This window comes from Bacillus sp. PK6-16 (assembly GCF_056530295.1).
Map to the genome: position 1 here is coordinate 1738482 of NZ_CP096511.1, position 25344 is coordinate 1763825.

Sequence of the window (25344 nt, forward strand, 5' to 3'; positions counted from 1 at the left end):
GTACATATTGTATGTATACGAAGTAAAAAAATGATAGGAGATTTTATATGCAAAACAGATCAAGTTCAAATGTTACGTTTATTGATGTGTCTCATTGGGAAGGAAATATTGATTGGAATGCAGTGAAGGCATCTGGAATTCCAGCAGCGTATGCAAAAGCGACAGAAGGTGTAAACTACATTGATCCTACTTTTACTAAGAATGTACAAGCAGCACGAAATGCGAATGTATTAATTGGTGCATACCATTTTGCACGCCCAGAACAAAATGATGCAATTTCAGAGGCAAAATATTTTGTGAGTATATTACAAAATAACCAGACAGACTTAATGCCAGTTCTGGATTTAGAATCACCAATAGATCCGAGTAACAGTAATTTAACTGGTAACGCTATATCGAATTGGGCAAGAAGCTTCATAAATTATGTGAAACAGGCTACTGGAAAAGATGTAATGTTATATACAGGAGTTTGGTATATTAATGAGTTCGGAATTAGCGGATTAAGTGATATACCGCTTTGGATTGCTAAATACTCGAGTACACCGCCTGCTGATGCTGGTGGATGGACAACGTGGACAGCGTGGCAGTACACAGATTCTGGACAAATTTCAGGCGTAGGAAATTGTGATGTATCAGCTGCAGTTTCATTAGAAGCTTTAAAAGGGAATGGAGCAAGTGGTGGAGGTAATGTTTCCCCGCCTAATAATGCAACTCCAGTGTACGGGGTTGCTATAATTAATGGAGATAATGTGAATTTGAGAAGTGGACCATCTTTGCAGTCTAGTGTAATTCGCCAATTGAATCGTGGCGAAACATATGAAGTTTGGGGAGAACAAGATGGATGGCTTTGTTTAGGGACAAATCAGTGGGTATATAATGATCCGAGTTATATTCAGTATAAACATTATGTGGCGACTATTACTGGTGATAATGTAAATTTGCGTGATGCTCCATCATTAAATGGAAATGTTATAAGACAGTTACATCATGGTGAATCGTATCGAGTATGGAGTAAGCAAGATGGATGGCTTTGCTTAGGGACAAATCAATGGATATACTACGATCCAAGTTATATTCAGTATGGTGTACAATAGAGTGAAAATAAAAGGTGCCCCGTCAGAGGTGCCTTTTATTAAAAATATACAACTTTTACAAAGTCTATATCGAAACCATAGTATACTATAATAGATATATTTATAAAAAATAATCGAAAATGAAATAAAGGGGTAAAAATATGAATTATGTGCTAATAGGTGCGGTTTTAATATTATTAGCTGTAGTATTTGTGCTGTTTTATAAAAATAAACAGTTAGAATCAGAGAGTCAGCAAGTAGAATTTGAAAAGAAACAAGCGATTGAAACGTATAAAAATGAAATTGCAGCTACGGTGATAGAGCATAAAGAACAACAAAATAATTTAAAAAATATGGAACAGAAAAAATACAATGATTTACAAGTAAGTGCAAATAGAGAAATTGAAAATATGCGTATGATGAAAAATCAATTAGCTGTGCAGCATAGTAAAGAACGTAGTGAAATGCAAAATAAACATAATAACGAAATACATATGTTTCAAAAACTAATTGCAAATCTACGAGAATATACTAAAAACGGCGCTGAAATGAATACGTACGAAACATTACATTATATGAAACGAGGATTCATAGAGCAAGGCACCATATTAGATGCTGAAATTCAAATCATGCCGAATGTTTTTATTAAAAATAATAGTGAAATAAACGATAATCGAATCCATCATCTCATCTTGTGCAAAACTGGTATTTATCTACTTGAGACGAAAGAATGGGAAGAGAAATTAATTCATGGTTTAACGAAAGAAAATGCTGGTATATATTCATTTATGATTGATGAAATGGGTAAGTATCAACAAGAAGTTGAAAAAGAAGAGACATTTGAATATATAGTAGGTAAAGATTCGTCAACTATACAAGTGAAAAATGAAGGGAATCCAGTATATAGGGCGAAGAAACTATCTCAAATTTTATACAGTGGTTTGAAAGAAATGCAGGCTAATAGTATAAAAGAAAAAGTAAAACCAGTTGTATATTTTTATAATAAAAATGGAAAAGAAATAGTAGACCTTTCTAGTGAGGAAACACCTAGATTAAAAGATCGGGAGCAAATTGTAACGTTCTTTAGAAATGAAATATTAGCAGGGGAAGTAGTATATACAGTGCAAGAATTAGAACAGATTCAAGAAATGATTAGCCGGATGAATTATATAGTGAGTTAAAAGGGGAGATCTTTCTGAACGCTATGCTACGTGGCATTTTGTATGTCTTTTTTTGTTTATATATAGTAATGTACATTGTATTTATATTCGTCATTGATATGGTCCATATACCCTTAAGTGTAAGGAGCATTTTTGTAGTATTCATACCATTTGTTTTATTAGTCATGATTCAAAGGGCTATTTTATATGTTTCTAAAAATCGTAATGAAGAAAAGAAGCAAATGTTGGGGGGGTTAATAGTAGCACTCATACCATTAATAGTGTGCACTGTACAACTAAGTGTAAATGAATATACATCAAAGTTTAATCAAAATAGATGGTTAAATCATGCAGATAAGCGGGTACATATGGTAGATGATCTATTACAAAAATATAAATTAATAGGGAAATCAAATGAAGAAATTACACAATTGTTAGGAGCCCCAACGGAAACGAGAAGTGGGGAAGAAGGAGTTATCACTTTGTATTATCTTGGGGCTGAACGTGGCTTTATTCCAATAGATAGCGAACAGCTTATTTTACAATTTGATAGAGATGGTAAAGTCATGGAATATACGGTGCATAAAGATTAAAGAAACGTGGAGGGAAGCTATATGTTATAGCTTCTTTTTTATTTTTCAATATGTCAAGGAAGGGGGAGAAGGTTTTTGAGTGGAATAAGGAATGAAAGCGGAGGTGATGCATATATATAGATGCATTGGGCGATTATTCGCCCGATTGGTGAGGGTTAATAATCAATAAGTACGGACAAAAACCCCACTGATGAAAGTTTCACTTTATCATATTGTATAAATGAAAAGGAGGTAAGACGGTGAAAGCAATCCCGACTGATGTCCTGAGTAAAGAATTGATGGAAAGAGAAGGAGTTATATCTATTACAGTAAAGGAATTTGAAAAAATAGAAGTAGCTGGAGTAGTAGTAGCTGGTCCAGCGGTTATTTTGATTAATCAAGATTAAGTACATATCATTGAAATAAAAAGCATCCATCTAGGATGCTTTTTATTTGTATGTAAGGATAAATATGATGGATAATTGTGTTACTGGAGGGAAAGTCTGTGGCAATTATTATAACAATGTTAGTAATGGGTATTTTATTAGGATTTGTTGGAGCTGGAGGAGCTGGGTTTATTATCGCGATACTCACTTTAGTATTTCATATTCCTATTCATGTTGCTCTTGCAACATCTTTAACTGCAATGGCGTTTACGACATTATCAGGTGTTGTCAGTCATTACCGTGAAGGTAATGTAGCACTTATTATAGGCGGGATTGTTGGGGGATTTGGCGCAATTGGCTCTTATATTGGTTCTAAATTTGGTTCACTGATACCAGCACATCTTCTTCATTGGTTTACAGCTGGGATGTTATTTTTATCGGCGATTTTTATGTTTATTAAATTAATTATGTTCCAAAACAAAGAACAGTCATCTTTATATAAGCATAAAAAGTTTTCCATGAACTACTTGTTGAAATGTATATACCTTGGATTAGTTACTGGAATGATGGCTGGTTCATTTGGGATTGGTTCGGCACCGTTTATTCAGCTTGGATTAATGGTTCTATTGGGATTAACGATTCAGCAATCTGTAGGGACAACAATGCTTGTTATATTACCGATTGCAATTGGAGGCGGTCTAGGATATAGTTCGGAAGGATATTTAGATTATATATTGTTATTGCAAGTATTAATTGGGACCATGTTAGGTGCATATATTGGCGCGAAGTTTACAAATTATGCACCGCGAATGCTTTTGAGGTTTTCGATGATTATGACACCGGTTTTAGCTGGATGTATGCTATTGATGGAATAAGGTGAAATTATAATAAGTAGGGGGTTACTGCTTACAAATAGCGGGATAAAATTAATATAGCAAACTATTAATATATTTTACGAATGAATTATGTAGGTAATTCATATTTCCCATATAAAAGGATTTGTTTTAATATTATGAGTGTAAAGTTCGAGTATTCGAAGTACTACTTGAATTATATCCCTATCCCTTTTCTAAAAATGCGAACAAGTTTTGCCCTATTCTATTCAATAGTTAATTGCATAGAAATATATTGTTCGATGACCATTATGGAACGTACATAATGGGAAAATCCCGATCCTTAAAGAGGATGCCCCTAATCTTCATGTGAAAATATGATCGGATAAGAAAGCTGACCAATTTATGGTCGGCTTTCTTTTTGTTCAAAAACAATTTTTTCTTTAATTTCTGTTTGTAATAATACAGTTTTTCCGAAGCGACGTTTGCATTCCGCACGCACTTTTTCAATGGCTAGTAGCTGAGTAGTCGCGGGAACTGTGACAATAGCTTGGCGAGCCTTTCGATTTTCTTCACAAAAGACACATTCCACAACATAATTAGAAATCATATTTTCATCCTTCCAGTTTTAATTTCTAAAAAAGGATTGTCTATGAAGTTGATGTAATTTTTCGTCATTGTTTTATTATTTTCCTCTTTTTTTCAAGGGGAAAATAATAAAGAGGGCGAATTTTAGTAGGGGAGGGATGTTTATGGAGAGATGGATAGGTAGTGCAGCGGTATGTGTAAATGAAAGAAATGAAGTTTTAATGGTACTGCAGGGCAAAGAGGGAGAAGAAAAAAGATGGTCTGTCCCAAGTAGAGGACTTGAAAAGGGAGAGACACTAGAAGAATGTTGTATCAGGGAAGTTTGGGAAGAAACAGGTTACAATGTGGAAGTGGTAAATAAAATATATGAAAAAGAGGGTATTACATACGGTGTTCCAGTGTATGTCCATTATTATTTTGTTAAACAAATAGGCGGTAATATGAAAATCCAAGATCCTGATGAGTTAATACATGAAATTGCTTGGAAAGGGATACATGAAGTTGAACAATTGTGTTTAGCTTTTCCAGAGGATTATGAATTGCTGTGCCAATATATAGATAAAGAAGCAAGTATGTAAATACTTGCTTCTTTAATGTATCCAAGACAAGAAAAGCGGAACGATAACTAAACTAGCGCCTGCTGTTAAAAGCATGGATAAACTTGCAATTGTTCCTTCCACAGGACCGATTTCGAATGCTTTTGATGTACCGGTTCCATTTGCGCTCGTTCCTAACATAATACCTTTTGCGATTGCTGTTTTAATACGGCAAATACGTATGAGAGAAGGACCGAGCAATGCTCCTGTTAAGGCAGTTAAAACGACAAATACAGCAGTTAATTGTGACATACCACCAATCATTTCTGAAATAGCCATTGCGATTGGTGTTGTTACGATATGTGGCGCTAAACTATGTTCTAGTGATGAATCAATTTGAAAATAATTTGCTAGTAGTGCTGAAGTAATGACTGATAAAAACGAACCGACAATGACATTAAGTAAGATAGCCATTCCATGTTTCTTTAATAAATCAAAATATTTATAGATTGGCCATGCAAAAGCAACTGTTGCGGGCTTTAATAATTCAGTTAACCAGTGACCACCAGATTCATATGTTTCATAAGGTGTATCTAATCCGAGCAATAAAGCAATTAAAATAATGGGACAGACGAGAAGAGGAGAAAGTAGACTCCAATTCCAACGTTGATACATTTTTTTTGATATCCAATATGTGAATAGTGTTAATAGTAAACAAAGAAATCCGATCATTGCGTTGATCCTTTCCGCTTTAGTAGCAATTCTGTTAAAAGTCCTGTAACTAAGGTAACGCAAAGAGTGCTAATCATAATAATTAAAATGAGATCGATTCCATATTGTGTTAGTGTATCTCTGTAACGTATGACAGCGACTGCAGAAGGGATGAAAAATAAAATAAGTTCTTTTAATAAAAAATCTGCTCCGTCCTGTATCCATTCTTTTTTAACTAGGTTAAATTTTAACGAAATTAATAATAAAAAAATACCGATTATACTTCCTGGAACTGGGAGGTGTGCCTGTTTTGCAATCCATTCACCTGTCCAAGCGAAACAAAATAGTAATAAAATTTGTCCGCTTAACTTCCACCATTTCATACAGTAACCACCTCTTTCTTTTTTTACATAAAAATTGTAAAAAAGAATTAACAATTTCTACTATACGTTCATTCAAAATATTTGTCTAATATATAAATTATATGTTATTAATATATTAGACATATTAATCGAAAGTGAAAAGGGTGTCCAAAAATGGAATTACGGCATTTGCAATATTTTGTTGTTGTGGCAGAAGAGTTACACTTTGGACGGGCAGCTGCTCGTTTACAAATGACACAACCACCACTTAGTCAACAAATACAGCAATTAGAAAAAGAAATGGGAGTTACATTATTTTCAAGAACGAAAAGAAAGGTTGAACTAACAGAAGCAGGAGAAATGTTTTTAAAAGAAGTAAAAAAAGCGTTTGAACAAATTGAAAAAGCAGTAGAAGTTGCACAAAGTGCGCAAAGGGGAGAAGTAGGATCACTTTCAATTGGTTTTGTAGGTGCGGCGATATATGATATTTTACCATCAATTGTTAGGGAATATAGAAAGAAATTTCCGAGAGTGTCTGTTGCATTACATGAATTGTCAACACCAGATCAAGTTCATGCACTTCATGATAACCGTATCGATATTGGCTTTTTACGTCCACCAATTCCAACACAATTATTAGAATTAGAGCCAATTCAAAGGTTATCTTGCACCTTATGTTTACCAAAGGCACATCCACTTGCAGAGAAAGATGAAATACATATAGAAGATTTACGAGATGAGCCGTTTGTATTTATTACGAGACCAGTATGGCCAGCTTTGTATGATACAATTTTATCTCTTTGCAGAGAAGTTGGATTTAGTCCACGTATTGTACAAGAAGCAACAGAGTATCAAACAGTTATGGGGCTTGTAGCAGCAGGGATTGGAATTACAGTAATACCCGTATCGGCAAATAAGTTATATAAAACAGAAGTTGTATATAAAGAATTATATGATTCTAATTTTGTGGCAGAAATGTCAGTGGCTTACAAAAAAATGAATAGTAATCCAGAGCTACTAGAGTTTTTAAAAATTGCAAGAGAGAAGAAAAGAATAGAAGTAGAAGATGAGTAATAGTAGTAACAGAAAATGGAGTTAATTCAGATTTATAAAAGTACACCTTGTTAAACAATAAAGCGGAAATGCAACTTAAGTTGCATTTCCGCTTTATTGTTCTTTTTTTAGCTCGATACTAAATAGATAAACGTGTTCATTTTCTTTTAAGAGTAAATCAATACCTTTGTCTTCGTCAATTGTAGGGACGCTTACAGTTTCTTTACTTGTTTGGATTACAGCAGCTAAAATTGTTTTTTGATTGTATTTTAAATTTTTTATAGATTGGATTGTAGTAGTTGCGGAGCTATTTACGCTTGGTGGTGCTTCTTCATGAACAAGCGTTGAACCACCTTCAATATTCATATACCACTGCCTTTTTTCTTGTATATCTTTATTGAATTGGAAATGTGGTGGTAAAAAAGAAAGCTTTACTTTCTTTTTTGAAAAATGTGAGGTAGCTATATTAGCAATTTCTTTTGTTTTTTTACCATTGTTATAATAATCAATTGTAGCATTTATTTCATCTTTATCATTTTTAAGCGTAACGTTATAAAACATGCTATTTCCTTCTTGAAAAGGAGTCATTTGTAAAATAGAAGCTTGCTCTTTTGTTAATTTGTATGGCTCAACAATGGCAACTTCATTGTTTTTTATTTGGCTACAACTTGGGAGTAAGAATAAACACAAGATTGATAGTAATTTTATACGCATGCAATCTCCTCCTTTTTACAATTATATTCTAAATGTGATTTTTTATCATTTCGTTTTCTAGGACTAAAGACTTAGAAGAAATTCCGATTGTAGTGCGATGTTTAAAATGTCATATTTTTATACACTAGTAGTATAGAATGCGTATGTAATAAGGTAGGGGAAGAATTTTATGTCTTTATGTCGGTTAGCGAGAAAAAATATTAGAACATTTGCTACCAAAAGGATGAAGCAATTTATGTGGATTGCTATGAGTATTATGATTTTGTTTTTTATGATATCGTTACAATTTAATGAAGGAGCTATTTTGAAAGTAGGGGATGCATTTGTATTTCAAATGTATTTTTACACACTGTTTATTGTACTAATTTTCATATGTATTTTTACTACATATAAAATGATGTACTCCCTTTTGCTAGTGAGGAGAGAGGAGTTTACATCTTATGTAGCAGAAAATATAAAAAGAAAAGAAGTACTATGTTTATTATGTCAGGAGCAATTATTCCTTTATGGAGCAGCGTTTGTTTTTGGATTAGTTAATGGGATGTTATTTTTAAAATTATTTACGATTATCTTTATAAGAATAGCAGGAATACAAGGGATAAATAGTGCACCGATTACAATATATGCAATAGTAGTAGTGAGTATAATTATGATTGTTATCCTTCTATTATCGATGGTGCAATGTTTTCGATTTGTTCAAAGTTTACAAGATAAAAATTCGTTGCATTTCAAGAAAAAGGCATGAGAAATCATGCCTTTTTCCATTTTACACATAAAAATAATCATGTTACAGTGAAAAGACCTGACAAAGAATGGGAAGGAAAGGTTGTATAGAATGACAAATGAACAATCAATTGTAAAAGTCGATCGGTTAACGAAGCGAATCGGATCAAAGACACTTGTACAAAATATTAGTTTTGAAGTGAAAAAAGGCGAGGTTGTCGGTTTACTCGGACCAAACGGTGCTGGAAAAACGACTTTAATGAGAATGATGGTTGGTATGATTCGTATGACAGAAGGTGAAGTATGGATTGATGGTCAATCTGTGAAACAGCAATTCGAAAAAACAGCTGCGAAAATTGGAGCGGTAATTGAGACACCTGAATTTTATCCTTTTTTGAGCGGCTATGAAAATTTAACATATTTCGGACGAATGAATGGTAATGTGACCGAAGAACGTATCGATGAAGTAGTGAAATTGTTAGGGATGGGACAAGTAATTGATCGCAAAGTAAAAGCGTATTCCCTCGGCATGAGACAACGTTTAGGAATCGCTCAGGCACTTATTCACGATCCAGACGTGTTGATACTAGATGAACCGACAAATGGATTAGACCCTAGTGGAATACATGAAATGAGAATGTACATAAAAAAAATTGCACATGAACAAGGAAAAGCTGTACTTGTATCAAGTCACTTACTTTCAGAAGTTGAATTAATGTGTGACAGAGTTATCATTATTCAGCACGGGGAATATGTGGCTACGCAAAATATTCAGCATAGCCAAAGCGAAGAGATGGAGACGATCCGTATACGTGTAGATGATGCGAATAAAGCAGCAGAAATATTAGGGCATGATGTTTTAGTAAAAGATAATGAATTACTTATTAATGTAAAAGATGAAGAAATCCCAAATGTTATTCGTACATTGCTTGAGAAAAATATTCAAGTGTATCGTGTATATGAAGAAAGAAAAACGTTAGAAGAGCAATTTTTAGAATTAACAGGGGGAAAAGATATTGTTTAATTTAGTATATAACGAACTGTATAAAATATTTAAGCGGAAGCGAACGATTATTCCATTTGCAGTTATTGCAGTATTAATAATCGGATTAGGATGGGTTACGGTAAAGTATTTTGAACCGGAAACAAAAGGATGGAAAGTAGATTATACAGAACGAACTGTAGAAATTGAGAAAAAGCTTGGCATGAAAAAAGAAGCTATTTTAGCAGAAAAATCAGGGGATGAGCTTGTAAAAGAATACCAGCTTAAGATGAAGCATTTAGATACGGATACAGCACCGGCAAGCAGTTCTCCACTTTCTTTCATGAGAGATACAGGTTTTATCGCATTTCCAATTTTGCTCCCATTTATCCTCGTGTATGCAAGTACAATTTTTGCGAATGAATATAGCTGGGGAACATATAAATTTTTAACGATACGACCAGCGAGTCGCTTTAAAATTTTAACAGCAAAATTTTTAGCAATCGTTATATTTGCAGCTTTATTATTTATATTTAATATGATCTTCTCCGCTTTATGTGGACTTGTTATTTATAAATTCCAACAGCCTGCATGGAGTGAGTTTATTTTCCAAGATGGAAATATAATAAAACAAAACATTTTTGTAGAAGCAAGTAAATATTATGTTTTATCGTGGTTACCAACGGTTGTGTACGCATCGTTTGCATTTATGATTTCTGTGTTAACGAGATCTAGTGGAGGTGCAATTGGTATTTCACTATTCCTTGCTTTATCAGGCAATATTGCGTTATTAGCAGCCACTAGATATAACTGGGCGAAATATTTATTGCCAGCAAACACAGATTTATATAGTATTTCAAAGAACGGAAGTTTTATTGATGGAGTAACATTCCCGTTTGCATCATGTATGTTGCTACTTTATTTGTTCGTATTTTTATGTATTTCATATACTGTGTTTTTAAAACGTGATTTAACTTAATAAGAAAAGCCGTTCAGGGTGCTGAGATGCACTTTGAACGGCTTTTTTTATGAGAATTGTTTAAGTGCTCTTTCGGCTAGTAAAGCAAAGTATTCTGCACTTATAGGCAGTGCCTCTTCATTAATTGTAAAAGCAGGATGATGCCATTCATGTGTACCGCTCGTTCCCATAAAGACGAATGAACCTGGTATTTCCTGTTGGTAAAATGAGAAATCTTCTCCAGCCATTGATAGACTAGGCGAGATGATATTAAGATTCATCTTTGTGGCAACTTGAGTAGATAAGTCTGAAAGAGCTTTATCGTTGTGAACAGCAGGAGGACCTGAATAAAAACGGAATTTCGTTTTTACACCTAATGCATCAGATACACCTTTAATAATACGCTCCATGAGTGTTGGAATCTTTTCACGTGTTTCAGCTTGGAACGTGCGAATCGTTCCTTCTAACGTAGCTTTTTCAGGAATTACGTTCCACGTATTTCCTGCGTGAATATTTGTAACACTAACAACCGCATTATGAGATGAACTTATATTTCGGCTTACAATTGTTTGCAGTGCCATCACAATTTGAGAGGATGCGACAATAGGATCTACGCCAGCATCTGGTACAGCCGCGTGTGTACCAACTCCGTGAATTTCAATTTCAAATCGATCAACTCCAGCCATCAGTGGACCATCTTTAATGCCAATTGTACCTACTGGTAAATCAGGTTTATTATGCATGCCGAAAATCGCTTGCACATTACGTAAATGTCCAGCATCAATAACTTTGCAAGCGCCATTACTACTTTCTTCAGCTGGTTGGAATATGAAGCGAACCGTTCCATTTAGGGAAGATTCTCTTTCTTTTAATAAGAAAGCAGTACCTAAAATGGCAGCTGTATGAAAATCGTGTCCACAAGCATGCATTTTTCCTCGTACTTTAGATGCATAGGACAAATGTGTTTCTTCTTGAATAGGAAGGGCATCAATATCAGCACGAACTGCTACAATTGGCCCGTTTTTATTACCAGACACTTCAGCGATAATTCCTGTTTCTAAATTGGAGTCAATGATAGTAATGTTTTTTTCTTCTAACCAATTTTTTATTGCTTTTGTTGTTTCGAACTCTTCATATGATAGTTCTGGATACTCATGTAAATGTCGACGGATGGAAATAAGTTTTTCTTTTAGTTGATTTGAAATAGATACCATGTAGTATGCCTTCTTTCTTCAGCAAAATATTTATCATAAGTATACAACAATAAAAGAGAGGATTCTCAAATGAAAATCCTCTCTCGTTTATCCCGTATTAATGGGCAGTCCGATTGGTTCAACTAATTAAAGTTTCGCTTTATGCTGCGACTTTTTTATGCGTATGATGTTTACGATAACGTCCACGCATTGCGTATGCAATTTGCGGGATTGCAATCCCGATTAAAATAAGTGATACACCGAACCATTGTGAAGATAGTACAGCCTCTTTTAAAACGAATACGGACATAATTGTTGTAACTGGTAGTTCCGCTGCACCAAGAATAGTTGCTAAGCCAGAACCGATTTTTGGAATACCGATTGTAAAGGCAATAGATGGAATTACGATACTAAATGTTCCTAATCCTAAACCGTATTTCCAAAGACCTTGAGAAATGGCACCATTAAAAATAAATGTTGGTGGGAATACAATCATGACTAAAGTTAAAGCACCAGTCATTAAGAGAACACCGCGCGGTAATGAAGGTACTTCAACAGCAACTTTTCCGCTCACGAAAATGTATGTTGCGAATGTAACAGCAGATAATAAACCTAAAATGATCCCAGTCGTATCGAAAGCACCTGCTGATTGTTCAAGTAAACCACTTGATAAAAATGTCCCTACAAGTAAGAAAATAACAGAAATAACTTTTTCTCTTGAAGGTAATGTTTTTGTTGCGACTGCTTCAATGATAATTCCGACCCAAACAAATTGGAATAAAAGAATAATTGCAATAGAAGCTGGTACAGTTTTTAATGAAGCATAATAAAAAATTCCGGTAAAACTTGCAGATGTTCCTGCAACGAATAAAAGTAATGCTTGCTTTAAAGGAACGCGATGTCTAGAAAATAGAAGTGTAATAGCAAGCAAAATAATCCAACCGAACAAATATTGGCTGCCAATTACCTCTCCAAGTGAAAATCCTTCTGCATATGCAAGCTTAACAAAAATAGCTAAAATTCCATAACTACACGCTCCTAATAAAACTAAAAGAGAATAACGAAGCATGAAAAATTCCTCCCATCTATATGAAGTTGTTCCGTATCGAAAATATATAACTAGAGGGAAGTATACAAAATTAGAAATAAAGGGTCAAATGAAAGAAAAGTATGACATTTTATAGAATAATAATAAAAGTATGATATTTATGCATAATCTTGAAATTATTAATAGTAGAAGTATTATAAAATCAACTTTGCATTGTATAGAGTTAGCATTTGAAAAAAATATTTTTTAAACCAATATGTATATAGACGTACTAGTAACGTGCTAATTATTTGAGAAACTATGTTACCTTTGTTATGGTAGTGACAATTAAAGGAGTTTCATAATCCATTTGAGTTTTTTCTATATAATAGAAGGAAATGAAAACGTTTTATTAGAAACTGTGAGGAAGTACGGTTTTTCTTATTGCCACGTTGTAAAAGTGATTTCACGAATTGTTCATAGTATTTTTATGTGTTTTTGTTACAATATTTAGGGAGAGGAGTGGAATGATGCAAGATATTAGTATTTTTTTAGCGTTTGGCGCCGGGTTCTTATCATTTATTTCCCCATGTTGCTTACCGCTTTATCCGGCATTTTTATCGTACATAACAGGTATGTCGGTTTCTGAATTGAAAGAAGAAAATGCAATGCTTCGCAAAAGAAGTATGATACATACAGCGTTTTTCTTACTTGGATTTTCAATTATATTTATTGCAATTGGATTTGGTACAAGTTTTATTGGAGGAATCTTTACTGACTATAAAGATTTAATCAGACAGTTAGGTGGTATATTTATCATCGTGTTCGGCTTAATTATTGTCGGGGTGTTTAAGCCGAAATTTTTAATGCAAGACCGTAAATTTACATTTAAAAATCGTCCAAGTGGCTATTTTGGATCAGTACTAATTGGATTAGCCTTTGCAGCAGGGTGGACGCCATGTACCGGACCAATTCTAGTGTCCGTAATTGGATTAGCAGCAACAAACCCAGAATCAGCAATGATTTACATGATTGCTTACATACTTGGATTTGCTATCCCGTTTTTCGTACTGTCATTCTTTATTACGAAAATGTCTTGGATTAAAAGAAATAGTATGGCCTTCATGAAAGTCGGAGGATATATTATGATTGTTATGGGTGTCTTCCTATACTTTAACTGGATGACGAAAATTATCGTATATTTCTCAAGTTTATTTGGTGGTTTTACCGGTTTTTAGTATTATTCTGCGAAAATGTTGGAAATACTAACGGAAAAGCATATAATGAAAGTATATTTTGCATATAGCCACAAAAAAGGATGAGAAAATATGAACATAGTTCTTTTATCAAGTATCGTTGCTGTTTGTATGGCTGTCGGTGCGATGTTTATTCGTTTAAAAGCAGCTAAGAAACCTGCAACATTGAAAAAAATTATACTTCCGCCATTTTTTATGAGCACGGGAGCATTGATGTATGTTTTTCCTGAATTTCGATTAACTCCAGCGGAAATGTTAGAAGCAATTGGCGTCGGTTTGTTTTTCTCTATTTTTCTTATTAAAACATCTAAATTTGAAATTAGAGGACAAGAGATTTATTTGAAGCGTTCAAAAGCCTTTGTTTTTATATTAATTGGATTACTTGTCGTGCGGATTGTATTTAAAACATACTTAAGCCAATCTCTTGATTTAGGACAACTTAGTGGCATGTTCTTCTTACTGGCGTTCGCGATGATTGTGTCATGGAGAATTGCCATGTACCGTTCCTTTACGAAATTACAAAAGGAAATGGAAAAAGAAGATGGTTTTTATAATGAAAAAGATATGAAGCTAACTTAAAAACTGTATATGTACCAAATAAAAAGACAGCGTCAAAGGCGCTGTCTTTTTTATCGAAAATAATATGAAGTTACTTTGCGAGTAAAGATCGATAGTTAGAATAATCAATCTTTTTTTCTTGTAGTTTTTTAATTAAAAATTTATGATCACGCTTTGGTGTGGCAATGATATATCCTTTAATAATTAAGTCTTGTGTAATTTGAGAGGCATTTTCTTGTAATGCAAGTTCCCCGATTTTTCCAGCAATCTTTGATTTTGCAACATCGCGAAATAGTTCTGGAACAGGACTTACAAGCTCTTCTAACAATTGTTTTTGTTCGTCAGCCCATAAATGTCTCGTTTTATTTATGTAGTGTTCTTCCCAATCCAAAATGGACATGCCGTCTTCTTTTGGTAAACGTTTTAAAAATTTTCTGAACATAAAGTATCCACCGATAGACATAAGCCCTAATAAAATAACCGTCCATAATACAATGAACCAACTGAACCATCCTTCGAGCAAGCATATCCCCCCTTAATGATAGCGGTTTTCTTTTATTCATATTATATACAGTGAGATTCATAGAAAGCAAGAACGCTTGGTCATTTTGACCAAGCGTTATCATTTAAACAAAGTATAGTTGTTCCACATGTAAATTATTATTATCATCTTCTACATATTCAATGATTAATGTGCCAACTTTACGATCTTTATCTTCAGTTGTGAAAATAGAGTAAGAAGTAAAACGTGTTTTTGATAGGCCGCTTATGTGTGTAGGTAAAGAAATGTAGTCGTTATCGCGGAAGAATTCCATCAGTTCAATATCCTCAAATTCTTTTCGGTCAACTTGTTTGTTTGTATAGCGGCGTTGAAGTTGTTTTAAAGATTCATTCCAAGAAATTGCTTTTGTGTCGTATACCATTGTTCTATCTCCTTACTGTATGTAATTATTAAGAACATACGTTCTAATTTAGTATACTCTTTTTATTAGAAAAGGGAAAGCAAAAAATAATGTAAGCTTGGATTTCCAAGCTTACATTATTGATGCGTCCGTCATAATCTCTATTTTTCATTATAAGTTAGATAAGAATAAGAAACAAGATGATATATATAATGTTGAGAGTTTTCAAGATTCTGTATATTATAGGTGTACTAAAGTGTAAGGGAATGAGAGGTGTGACATACGTAATTTCACTGCAAGGGCCGATGGCTAGCGGAAAAACAACATTAGCAAAAAGGTTAGAAAAGAGAGGGTTTCGAGCTATATATGAAAATCCATATCCAATTGTAGAGAAGCGAAAAAAATTGAATTTAGATATGAATTCAAAAGTAGGGTTTATTATGAATCAAAAAATGTTTATGGAAGCAAAAATAAAGGAGTTTCAAAATGTGAAAGATTCAGTCGTAATTTTTGATCGCGGACCAGAAGACATTGAGTTTTTTACACTCTTTTATCCAACGATTATAGGAGAAGAGTGGGATATAGAAACTGAATTGAAAGATGAATTATATAAATTAAGAGAATGCCGTTCGGATGTGATTTTTTACTTAGATGTTACGAAAAAGAATGTATATGATAGAAAAAATAATGATAGAACAAGAAACAGAAGTACATTTGAGGAACAATTTAAATTAGCAGAAACTGAAAAAGACTGGTATAAACAATTTCCTGTAACTTATGTGGACACGAATAGATTAATAGTGGACGATTTAGAGGTATATTTTATGGATTGGTTAAAGGAGAGAGGGCTATGAAAAAAATACTTTTATTTGTATACCCAACATTTGCAGAGTTTGAAATAACAGTAGCGACGGCATTGCTGAAAAATAAATTTGAAATCATTACAGCGGGCTTAACAAAAGAATTGATTATAAGTGAAACAGGTTTGCAAGTGCAGCCACATATAGAAGTAAGTGAAGTACGTGTAGATGAGTATGAGGGGATACTTATTCCAGGTGGAGAAGAAGTACAGTTGGAAGATGCAAAACCTCTTTTTTCAATCATTCGTCAATTTCATGAACAAGAAAAATTAGTGGCGGCAATTTGTGCTGGACCGTATGCGCTAGCAAAAGCAGGGTTATTTAAAGAGATTTCTTATACTGCGACTATAGATTATCAAAAATTCGATTGTTTTCCAGTAGAAAATTTCGTGTATGAAGAAGTTATGCAACACTCAAATATTATTACAGCACAAGGGCATGCATTTGTACCATTTGGAATAGCAATTGCCTCTTATTTTGGAGTGGCAGACGAACATAATACAGATTTTTATTGTGGTAAAGGTAATGTAGTAATGGAGAAACTTTTACGAGAAAACGTGTAAAAGCTAGCAAACGCTAGCTTTTTTCTTTTTTACACCGATAAATTACTAACGTTTTTGGATCGCGCCATATACCGTTATGGAGCGATAATTCCTTGTTGATTTCTTCTGTTAGCCATTCTTTCATCTCGGCTTGAAGATACATATTATCGGGTATATTTAGCGATGGAAACATGCTGGAAATATAGTTTACTATTGGGGTAGCATGATGAAAAACGAGCGCATTATGAATAACTGTTTCTTCAACCGTTGGAAAAGCAGATGCTACTATCTCTTTACCATTTTCTAAACAAAACGGAGAGACTGCTGGTGATGTTTTCGGTAGATCAAATGCGTCAAGCATGTTGTTACACATTTCAACTATACGAGGTAATGAAACTTTAGAATTTGTTGTAGCTAAAAGTGTTCCGCCAGGACGAATGACTTTATAAAAGCCTTGAATTGTTTTTTCAACATCTTTCACATGGTATAACATATGTCTTGCAATTATTAGGTCATAACAATTTGTTTCGAAAGGAAGTTTACTAGCATCCCCTCGTTTCCATTCTATTAAGTTATTTATTTTAACAGCTTCAGCAAGCATAGCTTCGGATTGATCAAACCCGGTTAATGGGCCTTTATGACCATTTGTTTGTAAAAGGGAAAGGAATTTTCCACTAGCGCACCCAACCTCTAATATGTTTTCATCCCCTTGAAGGTGTAAATGTTCAATGACGATCTTATCTAAATCTACGTGTTTTTCTTCGTAATGTGTATGTGTGTCGATGCGTGTTTGTAAATGGTTGCTAACGTTATATTGTCGTTTTACATCATTCATTTTGTCACATTCCACCTTTGTGCAAAATTGTTGGATTGCATGTGTTAATACATCTGTTTTCTTTAAACCTTCGTAATGGAGTGCTGATTCAAACCTTTCAAGTAATTTCTCTTCAATTCGAAAATGAATATCTTTTCGTTTTGTCACTGAAATTTCGCCCCTTTGCATCTGTTAGTGAGACTATAGCACGTCTGGAAATTTTGTGTAAATCATTTGTGTACACAAAATTAGGGGGATGAAAAAAATGTTTGAATATGATTTTAAACTATTGACGATTTAACCGTTTTCATATATTCTTAAATTAAGTAATATTCAAATAATTCAAAAGAAATGAGAGAGTCACATGCTTCTTCAAGGAACACATCGAATTGGTCGTATGGCCATGCTGTTGGCACTTGCGGATGAGAATGAAAGTCCTGTATTATCCATTCCAAAAGGTTGGAAGTATTGTACGGGGAAAGTGGGTTCGATGAATTCGCAAAAGGTTGTCGCAGCAATGGAAACAGCGGCTAAAAGCAACCAAGTTATTGAAACAGACGTTTACAGAGAAACACATGCACTTTATCATGCAATTATGGAAGCTTTGTACGGAGTGACGAGAGGTCAAATTCAGTTAGCAGACGTTCTTCGTACAGTAGGACTTCGTTTTGCGATTGTGCGCGGTACACCATACGACGGGAAAAAAGAAGGCGAATGGGTTGCTGTTGCATTATATGGAACGATTGGTGCACCTGTAAAAGGATCTGAGCATGAGGCGATTGGTTTAGGAATTAATCACATATGATTTGCCCATAGTCTATTAGTTAGAAGGGGGCCTTACTTTTTTAGGACAGAAGTCTGTCTTAAAAAGATAAGGTCCCCTTTTGCCTTTTTAAGGAGGAAAAATGATGATTACGTTAACAGGACATACATTGACAGTTGAAGAAATGAAGAGGTTATTACTGGAAGGAGAAGGTGTAACAGCTTGTCCAACTAGTATGCAAAAGGTAGCGGAGTGCCGTGAAGTAGTTGAGAAAATTGTAGAGGACGGAAAAGTCGTTTACGGTATTACAACTGGATTTGGAAAGTTTAGTGATGTGCTTATCCAAAAAGATGATGTAAAGGCACTTCAACATAATTTAATTCAGTCACATGCATGTGGAATTGGTGATCCATTCCCGGAAGAAGTATCGCGCGGAATGTTAATTTTACGAGCGAACACGATGCTTAAAGGAGTATCAGGCGTAAGGCCGCTCGTTGTAAATATGCTTCTTGAGTTTGTAAATCGTAAAATTCATCCAGTCGTTCCGCAACAAGGTTCACTTGGTGCAAGTGGAGATTTAGCACCTTTATCTCATCTTGCGCTCGTATTATTAGGCGAAGGTGAAGTGTTCTATAAAGGGAAACGCGTTCATGCAATGGTTGCTCTTACAGAAGAAGGGCTTGAGCCAATTGAACTTGAAGCGAAAGAAGGTCTTGCGTTAATTAATGGTACGCAGGCGATGACAGCACAAGGAGTTCTTTCTTATATAGAAGCAGAAGCAACGGCGTATCAAGCTGAACTAATTGCTTCGATGACAATTGAAGGGTTACAAGGCATTATTGATGCATTTGATGAAAATGTTCATAAAGCACGTGGTTATAAAGAGCAAGTGGATGTAGCAAGCAGAATTCGTGACATTCTTCATGATAGTAAGTTAACAACAAAACAAGGAGAACTACGTGTACAGGATGCCTATTCACTTCGTTGTATCCCGCAAGTACACGGTGCTTCTTGGCAAGTTTTGAATTATGTGAAAGAAAAATTAGAAATTGAAATGAACGCCGCAACAGATAATCCGCTAATCTTTGATGGCGGGGAAAAAGTAATTTCAGGTGGTAATTTCCATGGTCAACCGATTGCGTTTGCGATGGACTTCTTAAAAGTAGGAATGGCGGAACTTGCAAACATTTCAGAGCGTCGTATTGAGCGTTTAGTAAATCCGCAGTTAAACGATTTACCACCATTTTTAAGTCCAGAACCAGGACTTCAGTCTGGTGCAATGATTATGCAATATGCTGCAGCGTCGCTAGTTTCTGAAAATAAAACGTTAGCACATCCGGCGAGTGTTGATTCAATCCCGTCATCAGCTAACCAAGAAGATCACGTAAGTATGGGAACAATCGCTTCACGTCATGCACATCAAATTATTCAAAATGTAAGACGTGTTCTTTCAATTGAAATGATTTGTGCGATGCAAGCGGCAGAATATCGCGGAATTGAAAACATGAGTACAGTGACGAAGAGCTTCTACCATCAAGGTCGTCAGCAGGTGCCATCTATTAAAAATGACCGTATATTCTCAACGGATATTGAAAATATTGCGCACTGGTTAAAAACGAATTATTCAATAAAAGAAAGATTAGACGTAAACGCAGCACTATAAAATGAGAAAAGGGAGAGATTGAAATGGAAAAAGTACAACAAACAATTCGCGCGCCAAGAGGTACAGAGTTACAAACGAAAGGGTGGGTGCAAGAAGCTGCACTTCGTATGTTAATGAACAATTTAGATCCGGAAGTTGCTGAAAAACCAGAAGAATTAGTTGTGTATGGCGGAATTGGCCGTGCAGCTCGTAACTGGGAAAGCTATCAGGCGATTGTAGATTCATTAAAAACGTTAGAAAGCGATGAAACGTTACTTGTTCAATCAGGAAAACCAGTTGCTATTTTTAAATCACATGAAGATGCACCTCGCGTTCTGTTAGCGAACTCAAACTTAGTACCAAAATGGGCAAACTGGGATCACTTCCGAGAACTAGAGAAAAAAGGTCTTATGATGTACGGACAAATGACAGCTGGTAGCTGGATTTACATTGGAACACAAGGGATTCTACAAGGAACATATGAAACATTTGGTGAAGCAGCTCGTCAACATTTCGACGGTTCATTAAAAGGTACATTAACACTTACTGCTGGTTTAGGTGGTATGGGTGGTGCACAACCTCTTGCTGTAACGATGAACGGCGGTGTTGTCATTGCTATTGATGTTGATAAGCGCAGCATCGATCGTCGTATTGAAAAGAGATATTGTGACATGTATACAGAATCATTAGAAGAAGCATTAACTGTTGCGAACGAGTATAAAGAGAAGAAAGAACCAATTTCAATTGGCTTGCTAGGAAATGCGGCAGAGATTTTACCAGAACTAGTGAAGCGTGATATTACGCCAGATTTAGTTACAGATCAAACATCTGCTCATGATCCATTAAACGGTTATATTCCAGTAGGTTACACATTAGAAGAAGCAGCGAAACTTCGTGAAAAAGATCCAGAACGTTACGTACAATTATCAAAAGAAAGTATGACAAAACATGTGGAAGCGATGCTTGCGATGCAAGAAAAAGGTGCAATTACATTTGATTATGGAAATAACATTCGCCAAGTTGCTTTCGATGAAGGTTTGAAAAATGCTTTCGATTTCCCAGGATTCGTTCCAGCATTTATTCGTCCATTATTCTGTGAAGGAAAAGGGCCATTCCGCTGGGTAGCACTTTCTGGTGATCCAGAAGATATTTATAAAACAGACGAAGTAATTTTACGTGAGTTCGCTGATAATGAACATTTATGTAACTGGATTCGTATGGCACGTCAACAAGTTGAGTTCCAAGGACTTCCATCACGTATTTGTTGGTTAGGTTACGGTGAGCGTGCGAAATTTGGTCGCATCATTAATGAAATGGTTGCAAATGGTGAATTATCAGCACCGATTGTTATTGGTCGTGACCATTTAGATTGCGGATCAGTAGCATCTCCAAACCGTGAAACAGAAGCGATGAAAGACGGTAGTGATGCAGTAGCTGACTGGCCAATTTTAAATGCATTAATTAATAGTGTAAACGGTGCGAGCTGGGTATCTGTTCACCACGGTGGTGGCGTTGGTATGGGTTATTCACTTCATGCGGGAATGGTTATCGTTGCAGATGGAACAGAAGCAGCAGCAAAACGAATTGAGCGCGTATTAACTTCTGATCCTGGTATGGGTGTTGTTCGTCACGTGGATGCAGGGTATGACTTAGCTGTGGAAACTGCGAAAGAAAAAGGCGTTAACATTCCGATGATGAAATAAGGAGGAGAAAACATGCTGGACACTTTACTAATAAATATCGGTCAATTACTAACAATGGATCAAGAAGATGGCTTGTTAAGACGGGAAGCGATGAACACGCTTCCTGTTATCGAAAACGGTGCGGTTGGAATTGAAAATGGTGTAATTACTTTCGTTGGAACAGCGGAAGAAGCGAAAGGATTACAAGCGAGAGAAGTTATTGATTGCGGCGGGAAAATGGTTTCTCCTGGTCTTGTTGACCCGCATACTCACCTTGTATTTGGTGGATCTCGTGAAAATGAAATCGCACTAAAACTACAAGGAGTTCCGTACTTAGAAATTTTAGAACAAGGCGGAGGCATACTTGCAACTGTAAATGCAACGAAACAGGCGTCGAAAGAAGAACTTGTTCAAAAAGCGAAATTCCATTTAGACCGTATGCTATCTTTCGGAGTTACTACTGTAGAAGCGAAGAGTGGTTATGGATTAGATGATGAGACGGAATGGAAACAATTAGAGGCAACAGCACAATTACAAAAAGAGCATCCAGTCGATTTAGTTTCCACATTTTTAGGTGCTCATGCAGTTCCGAAAGAATATAAAGGTAGATCGAAAGAGTTTTTACAATGGATGTTAGATTTATTACCAGAAATGAAAGAGAAACAATTAGCAGAGTTCGTTGATATTTTCTGTGAAACAGGTGTGTTCTCTGTGGAAGAATCAAAAGAATTTTTATTAAAAGCGAAAGAGCTTGGCTTTGATGTGAAAATTCATGCAGATGAAATCGACCCTCTTGGTGGTGCGGAAGCAGCGGCAGAAATCGGTGCAGCATCAGCGGACCATTTAGTTGGAGCTTCTGATAAAGGGATTGAAATGCTTGCAAACTCGAATACAGTAGCAACATTATTACCAGGAACAACTTTCTATTTAAATAAAGAAAGCTTTGCTCGTGGTCGTAAAATGATTGATGAAGGTGTTGCAGTTGCGTTAGCTACAGACTTTAACCCAGGTAGCTGTCCAACTGAAAATATTCAGCTTATTATGAGCATTGCGATGCTAAAACTGAAAATGACACCAGAAGAAGTTTGGAATGCCGTAACGGTTAACTCATCATATGCTATTAACCGTGGTGATGTAGCTGGGAAAATTAGAGTTGGTCGTAAGGCAGATTTAGTTTTATGGGATGCTTACAATTATGCTTACGTACCGTATCATTACGGCGTAAGTCATGTGAATACAGTATGGAAGAATGGTAATATTGCATATACAAGAGGTGAACAATCGTGGAGCACGGCCACTATTTAAAGAAAAATGCAAAGTTTATTGATCGTGAAGTGACAAAATGGAGTGAGATGATTAAAGATTGGGAGGAAGGCGTAGAAATATTCGGTGCTGCCTTAATTGGAGCACCCCTTTCTAAACCATCTATTAGTCATTCAGGAGCAAGTTTTGCTCCAAAGACAATTCGTGCGATGTTAGATGCATATAGCACATATGCAATTACAGAAAAACACGATATGAAAGAAAGTGTCTTATATGATTGCGGCGATATTACGATGCATGTGACGGATATAAAAGAAAGTCATAAACGAATTGCGGAAACAGTTGGTCATGTAACGAAAGTAAACCCGAACATGATACCAATCGTTCTTGGCGGTGACCACTCGATTAGTTTTCCGAGTATAACAGGTTTTGCAAACAGTAAAGGAAAGGTCGGAATTATTCAATTTGATGCTCATCATGATTTACGTAATTTAGATGATGGAGGCCCGTCAAATGGTACACCATTCCGTAGTTTACTAGAAAATGATGTCATTACAGGGAAACAACTTGTTCAAATTGGAATTCGTAATTTTTCTAATGCACGTGCGTACCATGAATATGCAATAGAGCATGGTGTAACAGTGTATACAATGAAAGACGTACGAGAGCGAGAAATAAAAGATATTATCACGGAAAGTATTGAATTATTAAGAAATCAAGGTGTGACTTCTATTTATATTTCTCTTGATATGGATGTGCTAGACCAAGCGTTTGCACCAGGTTGTCCAGCAATTGGGCCTGGTGGAATGGATAGTACGACTTTACTAGATGCGATTGAATTCCTTGGTAAAGAACCGCTCGTTCAAGGGATGGATATAGTAGAGATTGATCCAACTCTTGATTTCAGAGATATGACGAGTAGAGTAGCAGCGCAAGTGATTATGAGTTTTCTTTTAGCGAGGGAAACGGTTAGTAAGCAAGTTAGTATATAGACGGAAAAGTAGATCTTTATTTATGCCTTAACAAAAACACATCACTACTTAAATGTAGTGATGTGTTTTTGTATTAAAAGAGAATGAATGTGTGTGGAACCGTTAATGGAATTGCGATTTTTATAGTGTATTGTGTAAATTTAATTTCTTGCTTCTGAAGTGTTGACGTGTAAAATAATTTTATGATAAAATAAAAATTTTGATAAAAAACTAAAAGTATGTTAAGCTTGAGAAGGTTACCATATATGGAGGTGGATTATTTGTTTCAAATTGGCGATAACATTGTTTATCCAATGCAGGGAGCAGGTATAATTAAAGCCATAGAAGAGAAGGAAATCTCAGGAGAAAAACAACAGTATTATGTTATAAAAATGTCGGCTAGTAATATGGAACTAATGATTCCAGCAGGGAGAATATTGAATTCGAATATACGTCCAGTTACGGATATAACCGCATTAGCACACATAATGGATATTTTTCAACATGGGGAATCAGATAGATTACTTACATGGAAACAAAGGTATAAATTGAACACTGATAAAATAAAGACGGGTAAAATGCAAGAAGGTGCTGAAGTTGTGCGTGATTTAATGCGTATACAGAAAGAAAAAGCACTTAATGCAAGCGAAAAGAAGATGTTAGATAACGCATATGAATTTTTGATTAGTGAACTGGGATTAATTGAAGGTATCACAGAAAATCAGATAAAAAGCTTTTGTTAAGGTTCATTACAAATAATGTATTATATCCCAAAAAAGATCTTGAATTTTTTGGGAACATAATTATAGAAAATTTATCATTTCAAAGACATTCAACTCTTTCAAACCACTTTTAGAGCATTACCTCTATTGTTATTACTACAACCAAATCCATTTTTATTTGTTAATTTCATTTATGAATGTTCGAAGTTTAATTGAATACTTCGATAAAATAGTTACTTGATTTTTGCAATCCTGATTCACACTGGCACGGACGAGGAGCCGTAAGGATGAAAGAGAGGTAGGGCTTTCATTGTTTTAGGTATATAAGTTATTATTTTTAGAAGAATACTGAACCATTTTTACTTCTATTGATAAGGTGTTTTTTTTATTAAAGAGATAAACGAATTGACAGCCATATATGGTCAACAAAAAAGGTTTCCTCTTAAGGAAACCTTTTTAATATTATTTATAGCATTTTATTTTTTGGATATTCGAATT

Annotated in this window: 30 protein-coding genes; 21 read left to right on the forward strand and 9 right to left on the reverse strand. The window is 35.1% G+C overall.

The genetic code is table 11. The annotated features are described in order from the left end of the window. The first annotated feature begins 47 nt into the window (after positions 1 to 47). The 5 genes from M1D66_RS09020 (at position 48) to M1D66_RS09040 (ending at position 4066) form a co-directional block, all read left to right on the forward strand. Positions 48 to 1094, forward strand: a complete 1047-nt coding sequence (locus tag M1D66_RS09020; RefSeq protein WP_001181393.1) for a GH25 family lysozyme — start codon at positions 48 to 50, stop codon at positions 1092 to 1094. A gap of 140 nt (positions 1095 to 1234) precedes the next feature. Beyond that, positions 1235 to 2254: an NERD domain-containing protein gene (locus M1D66_RS09025; protein WP_001110280.1), complete on the forward strand. Its 1020-nt coding sequence runs from the start codon at positions 1235 to 1237 to the stop codon at positions 2252 to 2254. A gap of 23 nt (positions 2255 to 2277) precedes the next feature. Continuing rightward, complete coding sequence (locus tag M1D66_RS09030; RefSeq protein WP_000943742.1) at positions 2278 to 2826, forward strand: hypothetical protein; 549 nt, start codon at positions 2278 to 2280, stop codon at positions 2824 to 2826. Between the two features lie 239 nt (positions 2827 to 3065). Beyond that, entirely contained in the window at positions 3066 to 3212 is a 147-nt protein-coding gene (locus M1D66_RS09035; RefSeq protein WP_000644411.1) for a BC1881 family protein, read from the forward strand. 98 nt (positions 3213 to 3310) lie between these two features. Next, complete coding sequence (locus M1D66_RS09040; RefSeq protein WP_000974661.1) at positions 3311 to 4066, forward strand: sulfite exporter TauE/SafE family protein; 756 nt, start codon at positions 3311 to 3313, stop codon at positions 4064 to 4066. A 361-nt stretch (positions 4067 to 4427) separates the two neighbouring features. On the opposite strand, the gene M1D66_RS09045 is transcribed toward M1D66_RS09040, so the two are convergent. Continuing rightward, the gene (locus M1D66_RS09045; protein WP_000625222.1) at positions 4428 to 4634 is read right to left on the reverse strand and encodes a DUF3903 domain-containing protein; all 207 of its coding nucleotides are present in this window, start codon (positions 4632 to 4634) and stop codon (positions 4428 to 4430) included. A gap of 142 nt (positions 4635 to 4776) precedes the next feature. On the opposite strand from M1D66_RS09045, the gene M1D66_RS09050 reads away from it, so the two are divergent. Then, the gene (locus M1D66_RS09050; RefSeq protein WP_000442984.1) at positions 4777 to 5190 is read left to right on the forward strand and encodes an NUDIX hydrolase; all 414 of its coding nucleotides are present in this window, start codon (positions 4777 to 4779) and stop codon (positions 5188 to 5190) included. Between the two features lie 12 nt (positions 5191 to 5202). On the opposite strand, the gene M1D66_RS09055 is transcribed toward M1D66_RS09050, so the two are convergent. Both M1D66_RS09055 and M1D66_RS09060 read right to left on the reverse strand, forming a co-directional pair. Continuing rightward, positions 5203 to 5880 (reverse strand): LrgB family protein, encoded by a 678-nt coding sequence (locus M1D66_RS09055; RefSeq protein ID WP_000578954.1) that lies wholly within the window; start codon positions 5878 to 5880, stop codon positions 5203 to 5205. Next, positions 5877 to 6242, reverse strand: a complete 366-nt coding sequence (locus M1D66_RS09060) for a CidA/LrgA family holin-like protein (protein ID WP_000872365.1) — start codon at positions 6240 to 6242, stop codon at positions 5877 to 5879. Before M1D66_RS09060 ends, M1D66_RS09055 begins: the two co-directional genes overlap by 4 nt. 153 nt (positions 6243 to 6395) lie before the next feature. Here M1D66_RS09060 and alsR point away from each other — a divergent pair, with 153 nt between their 5' ends. Then, positions 6396 to 7295, forward strand: coding sequence for an acetoin biosynthesis transcriptional regulator AlsR (gene alsR / locus M1D66_RS09065; protein WP_000423234.1), 900 nt, complete (start codon positions 6396 to 6398; stop codon positions 7293 to 7295). Positions 7296 to 7388: 93 nt separating this feature from the next. On the opposite strand, the gene M1D66_RS09070 is transcribed toward alsR, so the two are convergent. After that, complete coding sequence (locus tag M1D66_RS09070) at positions 7389 to 7988, reverse strand: hypothetical protein (RefSeq protein WP_001220597.1); 600 nt, start codon at positions 7986 to 7988, stop codon at positions 7389 to 7391. A gap of 169 nt (positions 7989 to 8157) precedes the next feature. Here M1D66_RS09070 and M1D66_RS09075 point away from each other — a divergent pair, with 169 nt between their 5' ends. From M1D66_RS09075 to M1D66_RS09085, 3 genes are all read left to right on the forward strand, one after another. Then, positions 8158 to 8733, forward strand: coding sequence for an ABC transporter permease (locus M1D66_RS09075; protein ID WP_000050619.1), 576 nt, complete (start codon positions 8158 to 8160; stop codon positions 8731 to 8733). Between the two features lie 90 nt (positions 8734 to 8823). Then, entirely contained in the window at positions 8824 to 9735 is a 912-nt protein-coding gene (locus M1D66_RS09080) for an ABC transporter ATP-binding protein (RefSeq protein WP_000180622.1), read from the forward strand. After that, the gene (locus M1D66_RS09085) at positions 9728 to 10672 is read left to right on the forward strand and encodes an ABC transporter permease (RefSeq protein ID WP_242555246.1); all 945 of its coding nucleotides are present in this window, start codon (positions 9728 to 9730) and stop codon (positions 10670 to 10672) included. Before M1D66_RS09080 ends, M1D66_RS09085 begins: the two co-directional genes overlap by 8 nt. A 47-nt stretch (positions 10673 to 10719) precedes the next feature. Here M1D66_RS09085 and M1D66_RS09090 read toward each other — a convergent pair whose 3' ends face one another. After that, entirely contained in the window at positions 10720 to 11865 is a 1146-nt protein-coding gene (locus tag M1D66_RS09090; RefSeq protein WP_000253677.1) for a M20 peptidase aminoacylase family protein, read from the reverse strand. Between the two features lie 139 nt (positions 11866 to 12004). Beyond that, positions 12005 to 12913, reverse strand: a complete 909-nt coding sequence (locus tag M1D66_RS09095) for an EamA family transporter (protein WP_000947043.1) — start codon at positions 12911 to 12913, stop codon at positions 12005 to 12007. Between the two features lie 322 nt (positions 12914 to 13235). Here M1D66_RS09095 and M1D66_RS09100 point away from each other — a divergent pair, with 322 nt between their 5' ends. The 3 genes from M1D66_RS09100 to M1D66_RS09110 all read left to right on the forward strand — a co-directional run bounded on the left by M1D66_RS09100 (position 13236) and on the right by M1D66_RS09110 (position 14706). Beyond that, positions 13236 to 13385 (forward strand): peptidase T, encoded by a 150-nt coding sequence (locus M1D66_RS09100; protein WP_071732505.1) that lies wholly within the window; start codon positions 13236 to 13238, stop codon positions 13383 to 13385. Between the two features lie 16 nt (positions 13386 to 13401). Then, positions 13402 to 14109 carry a cytochrome c-type biogenesis protein CcdA gene (gene ccdA, locus M1D66_RS09105; RefSeq protein WP_001152676.1) on the forward strand — a complete coding sequence of 236 codons (708 nt, stop codon included), beginning with the start codon at positions 13402 to 13404 and terminating at the stop codon, positions 14107 to 14109. A 90-nt stretch (positions 14110 to 14199) separates the two neighbouring features. Further along, positions 14200 to 14706 (forward strand): CcdC family protein, encoded by a 507-nt coding sequence (locus tag M1D66_RS09110; RefSeq protein WP_001028439.1) that lies wholly within the window; start codon positions 14200 to 14202, stop codon positions 14704 to 14706. Between the two features lie 70 nt (positions 14707 to 14776). Here M1D66_RS09110 and M1D66_RS09115 read toward each other — a convergent pair whose 3' ends face one another. Both M1D66_RS09115 and M1D66_RS09120 read right to left on the reverse strand, forming a co-directional pair. Continuing rightward, positions 14777 to 15208 carry a DUF2621 domain-containing protein gene (locus M1D66_RS09115; protein ID WP_000889373.1) on the reverse strand — a complete coding sequence of 144 codons (432 nt, stop codon included), beginning with the start codon at positions 15206 to 15208 and terminating at the stop codon, positions 14777 to 14779. 103 nt (positions 15209 to 15311) lie between these two features. Next, positions 15312 to 15608, reverse strand: coding sequence for a hypothetical protein (locus M1D66_RS09120; RefSeq protein WP_000262401.1), 297 nt, complete (start codon positions 15606 to 15608; stop codon positions 15312 to 15314). A 245-nt stretch (positions 15609 to 15853) separates the two neighbouring features. Between M1D66_RS09120 and M1D66_RS09125 the strand changes: the two genes are divergently transcribed. Together M1D66_RS09125 and M1D66_RS09130 are read left to right on the forward strand one after the other, a co-directional pair. Further along, positions 15854 to 16441: an AAA family ATPase gene (locus M1D66_RS09125; RefSeq protein WP_041184001.1), complete on the forward strand. Its 588-nt coding sequence runs from the start codon at positions 15854 to 15856 to the stop codon at positions 16439 to 16441. Beyond that, entirely contained in the window at positions 16438 to 17010 is a 573-nt protein-coding gene (locus M1D66_RS09130; RefSeq protein WP_000722197.1) for a DJ-1/PfpI family protein, read from the forward strand. Before M1D66_RS09125 ends, M1D66_RS09130 begins: the two co-directional genes overlap by 4 nt. Positions 17011 to 17023: 13 nt before the next feature. Here M1D66_RS09130 and M1D66_RS09135 read toward each other — a convergent pair whose 3' ends face one another. After that, positions 17024 to 17971: a class I SAM-dependent methyltransferase gene (locus M1D66_RS09135; RefSeq protein ID WP_000166761.1), complete on the reverse strand. Its 948-nt coding sequence runs from the start codon at positions 17969 to 17971 to the stop codon at positions 17024 to 17026. A gap of 196 nt (positions 17972 to 18167) precedes the next feature. On the opposite strand from M1D66_RS09135, the gene hutP reads away from it, so the two are divergent. The 6 genes from hutP to M1D66_RS09165 all read left to right on the forward strand — a co-directional run bounded on the left by hutP (position 18168) and on the right by M1D66_RS09165 (position 24867). After that, positions 18168 to 18608: a hut operon transcriptional regulator HutP gene (gene hutP, locus M1D66_RS09140; RefSeq protein ID WP_000926516.1), complete on the forward strand. Its 441-nt coding sequence runs from the start codon at positions 18168 to 18170 to the stop codon at positions 18606 to 18608. Between the two features lie 103 nt (positions 18609 to 18711). Next, positions 18712 to 20229 carry a histidine ammonia-lyase gene (hutH, locus tag M1D66_RS09145; RefSeq protein ID WP_000631872.1) on the forward strand — a complete coding sequence of 506 codons (1518 nt, stop codon included), beginning with the start codon at positions 18712 to 18714 and terminating at the stop codon, positions 20227 to 20229. Between the two features lie 23 nt (positions 20230 to 20252). Continuing rightward, positions 20253 to 21911: a urocanate hydratase gene (gene hutU / locus M1D66_RS09150; RefSeq protein WP_000416944.1), complete on the forward strand. Its 1659-nt coding sequence runs from the start codon at positions 20253 to 20255 to the stop codon at positions 21909 to 21911. A 12-nt stretch (positions 21912 to 21923) separates the two neighbouring features. Then, positions 21924 to 23195 (forward strand): imidazolonepropionase, encoded by a 1272-nt coding sequence (gene hutI, locus M1D66_RS09155; protein ID WP_000887539.1) that lies wholly within the window; start codon positions 21924 to 21926, stop codon positions 23193 to 23195. Next, positions 23174 to 24145 (forward strand): formimidoylglutamase, encoded by a 972-nt coding sequence (hutG, locus tag M1D66_RS09160; protein WP_000399850.1) that lies wholly within the window; start codon positions 23174 to 23176, stop codon positions 24143 to 24145. The genes hutI and hutG overlap by 22 nt, the downstream gene beginning before the upstream one ends. A gap of 260 nt (positions 24146 to 24405) precedes the next feature. Further along, positions 24406 to 24867, forward strand: a complete 462-nt coding sequence (locus M1D66_RS09165; RefSeq protein WP_170317877.1) for a CarD family transcriptional regulator — start codon at positions 24406 to 24408, stop codon at positions 24865 to 24867. Positions 24868 to 25344: the final 477 nt, after the last annotated feature.

Coding starts and splice junctions, on each gene's coding strand:
- M1D66_RS09020 (WP_001181393.1), top strand. CDS start 48: ATGCAAAACAGATCAAGTTCAAATGTTACGTTTATTGATGTGTCTCAT.
- M1D66_RS09025 (WP_001110280.1), top strand. CDS start 1,235: ATGAATTATGTGCTAATAGGTGCGGTTTTAATATTATTAGCTGTAGTA.
- M1D66_RS09030 (WP_000943742.1), top strand. CDS start 2,278: ATGCTACGTGGCATTTTGTATGTCTTTTTTTGTTTATATATAGTAATG.
- M1D66_RS09045 (WP_000625222.1), bottom strand. CDS start 4,634: ATGATTTCTAATTATGTTGTGGAATGTGTCTTTTGTGAAGAAAATCGA.
- M1D66_RS09050 (WP_000442984.1), top strand. CDS start 4,777: ATGGAGAGATGGATAGGTAGTGCAGCGGTATGTGTAAATGAAAGAAAT.
- M1D66_RS09055 (WP_000578954.1), bottom strand. CDS start 5,880: ATGATCGGATTTCTTTGTTTACTATTAACACTATTCACATATTGGATA.
- M1D66_RS09060 (WP_000872365.1), bottom strand. CDS start 6,242: ATGAAATGGTGGAAGTTAAGCGGACAAATTTTATTACTATTTTGTTTC.
- alsR (WP_000423234.1), top strand. CDS start 6,396: ATGGAATTACGGCATTTGCAATATTTTGTTGTTGTGGCAGAAGAGTTA.
- M1D66_RS09070 (WP_001220597.1), bottom strand. CDS start 7,988: ATGCGTATAAAATTACTATCAATCTTGTGTTTATTCTTACTCCCAAGT.
- M1D66_RS09075 (WP_000050619.1), top strand. CDS start 8,158: ATGTCTTTATGTCGGTTAGCGAGAAAAAATATTAGAACATTTGCTACC.
- M1D66_RS09080 (WP_000180622.1), top strand. CDS start 8,824: ATGACAAATGAACAATCAATTGTAAAAGTCGATCGGTTAACGAAGCGA.
- M1D66_RS09090 (WP_000253677.1), bottom strand. CDS start 11,865: ATGGTATCTATTTCAAATCAACTAAAAGAAAAACTTATTTCCATCCGT.
- M1D66_RS09095 (WP_000947043.1), bottom strand. CDS start 12,913: ATGCTTCGTTATTCTCTTTTAGTTTTATTAGGAGCGTGTAGTTATGGA.
- ccdA (WP_001152676.1), top strand. CDS start 13,402: ATGCAAGATATTAGTATTTTTTTAGCGTTTGGCGCCGGGTTCTTATCA.
- M1D66_RS09110 (WP_001028439.1), top strand. CDS start 14,200: ATGAACATAGTTCTTTTATCAAGTATCGTTGCTGTTTGTATGGCTGTC.
- M1D66_RS09120 (WP_000262401.1), bottom strand. CDS start 15,608: ATGGTATACGACACAAAAGCAATTTCTTGGAATGAATCTTTAAAACAA.
- M1D66_RS09125 (WP_041184001.1), top strand. CDS start 15,854: ATGAGAGGTGTGACATACGTAATTTCACTGCAAGGGCCGATGGCTAGC.
- M1D66_RS09130 (WP_000722197.1), top strand. CDS start 16,438: ATGAAAAAAATACTTTTATTTGTATACCCAACATTTGCAGAGTTTGAA.
- hutP (WP_000926516.1), top strand. CDS start 18,168: ATGCTTCTTCAAGGAACACATCGAATTGGTCGTATGGCCATGCTGTTG.
- hutH (WP_000631872.1), top strand. CDS start 18,712: ATGATTACGTTAACAGGACATACATTGACAGTTGAAGAAATGAAGAGG.
- hutU (WP_000416944.1), top strand. CDS start 20,253: ATGGAAAAAGTACAACAAACAATTCGCGCGCCAAGAGGTACAGAGTTA.
- hutI (WP_000887539.1), top strand. CDS start 21,924: ATGCTGGACACTTTACTAATAAATATCGGTCAATTACTAACAATGGAT.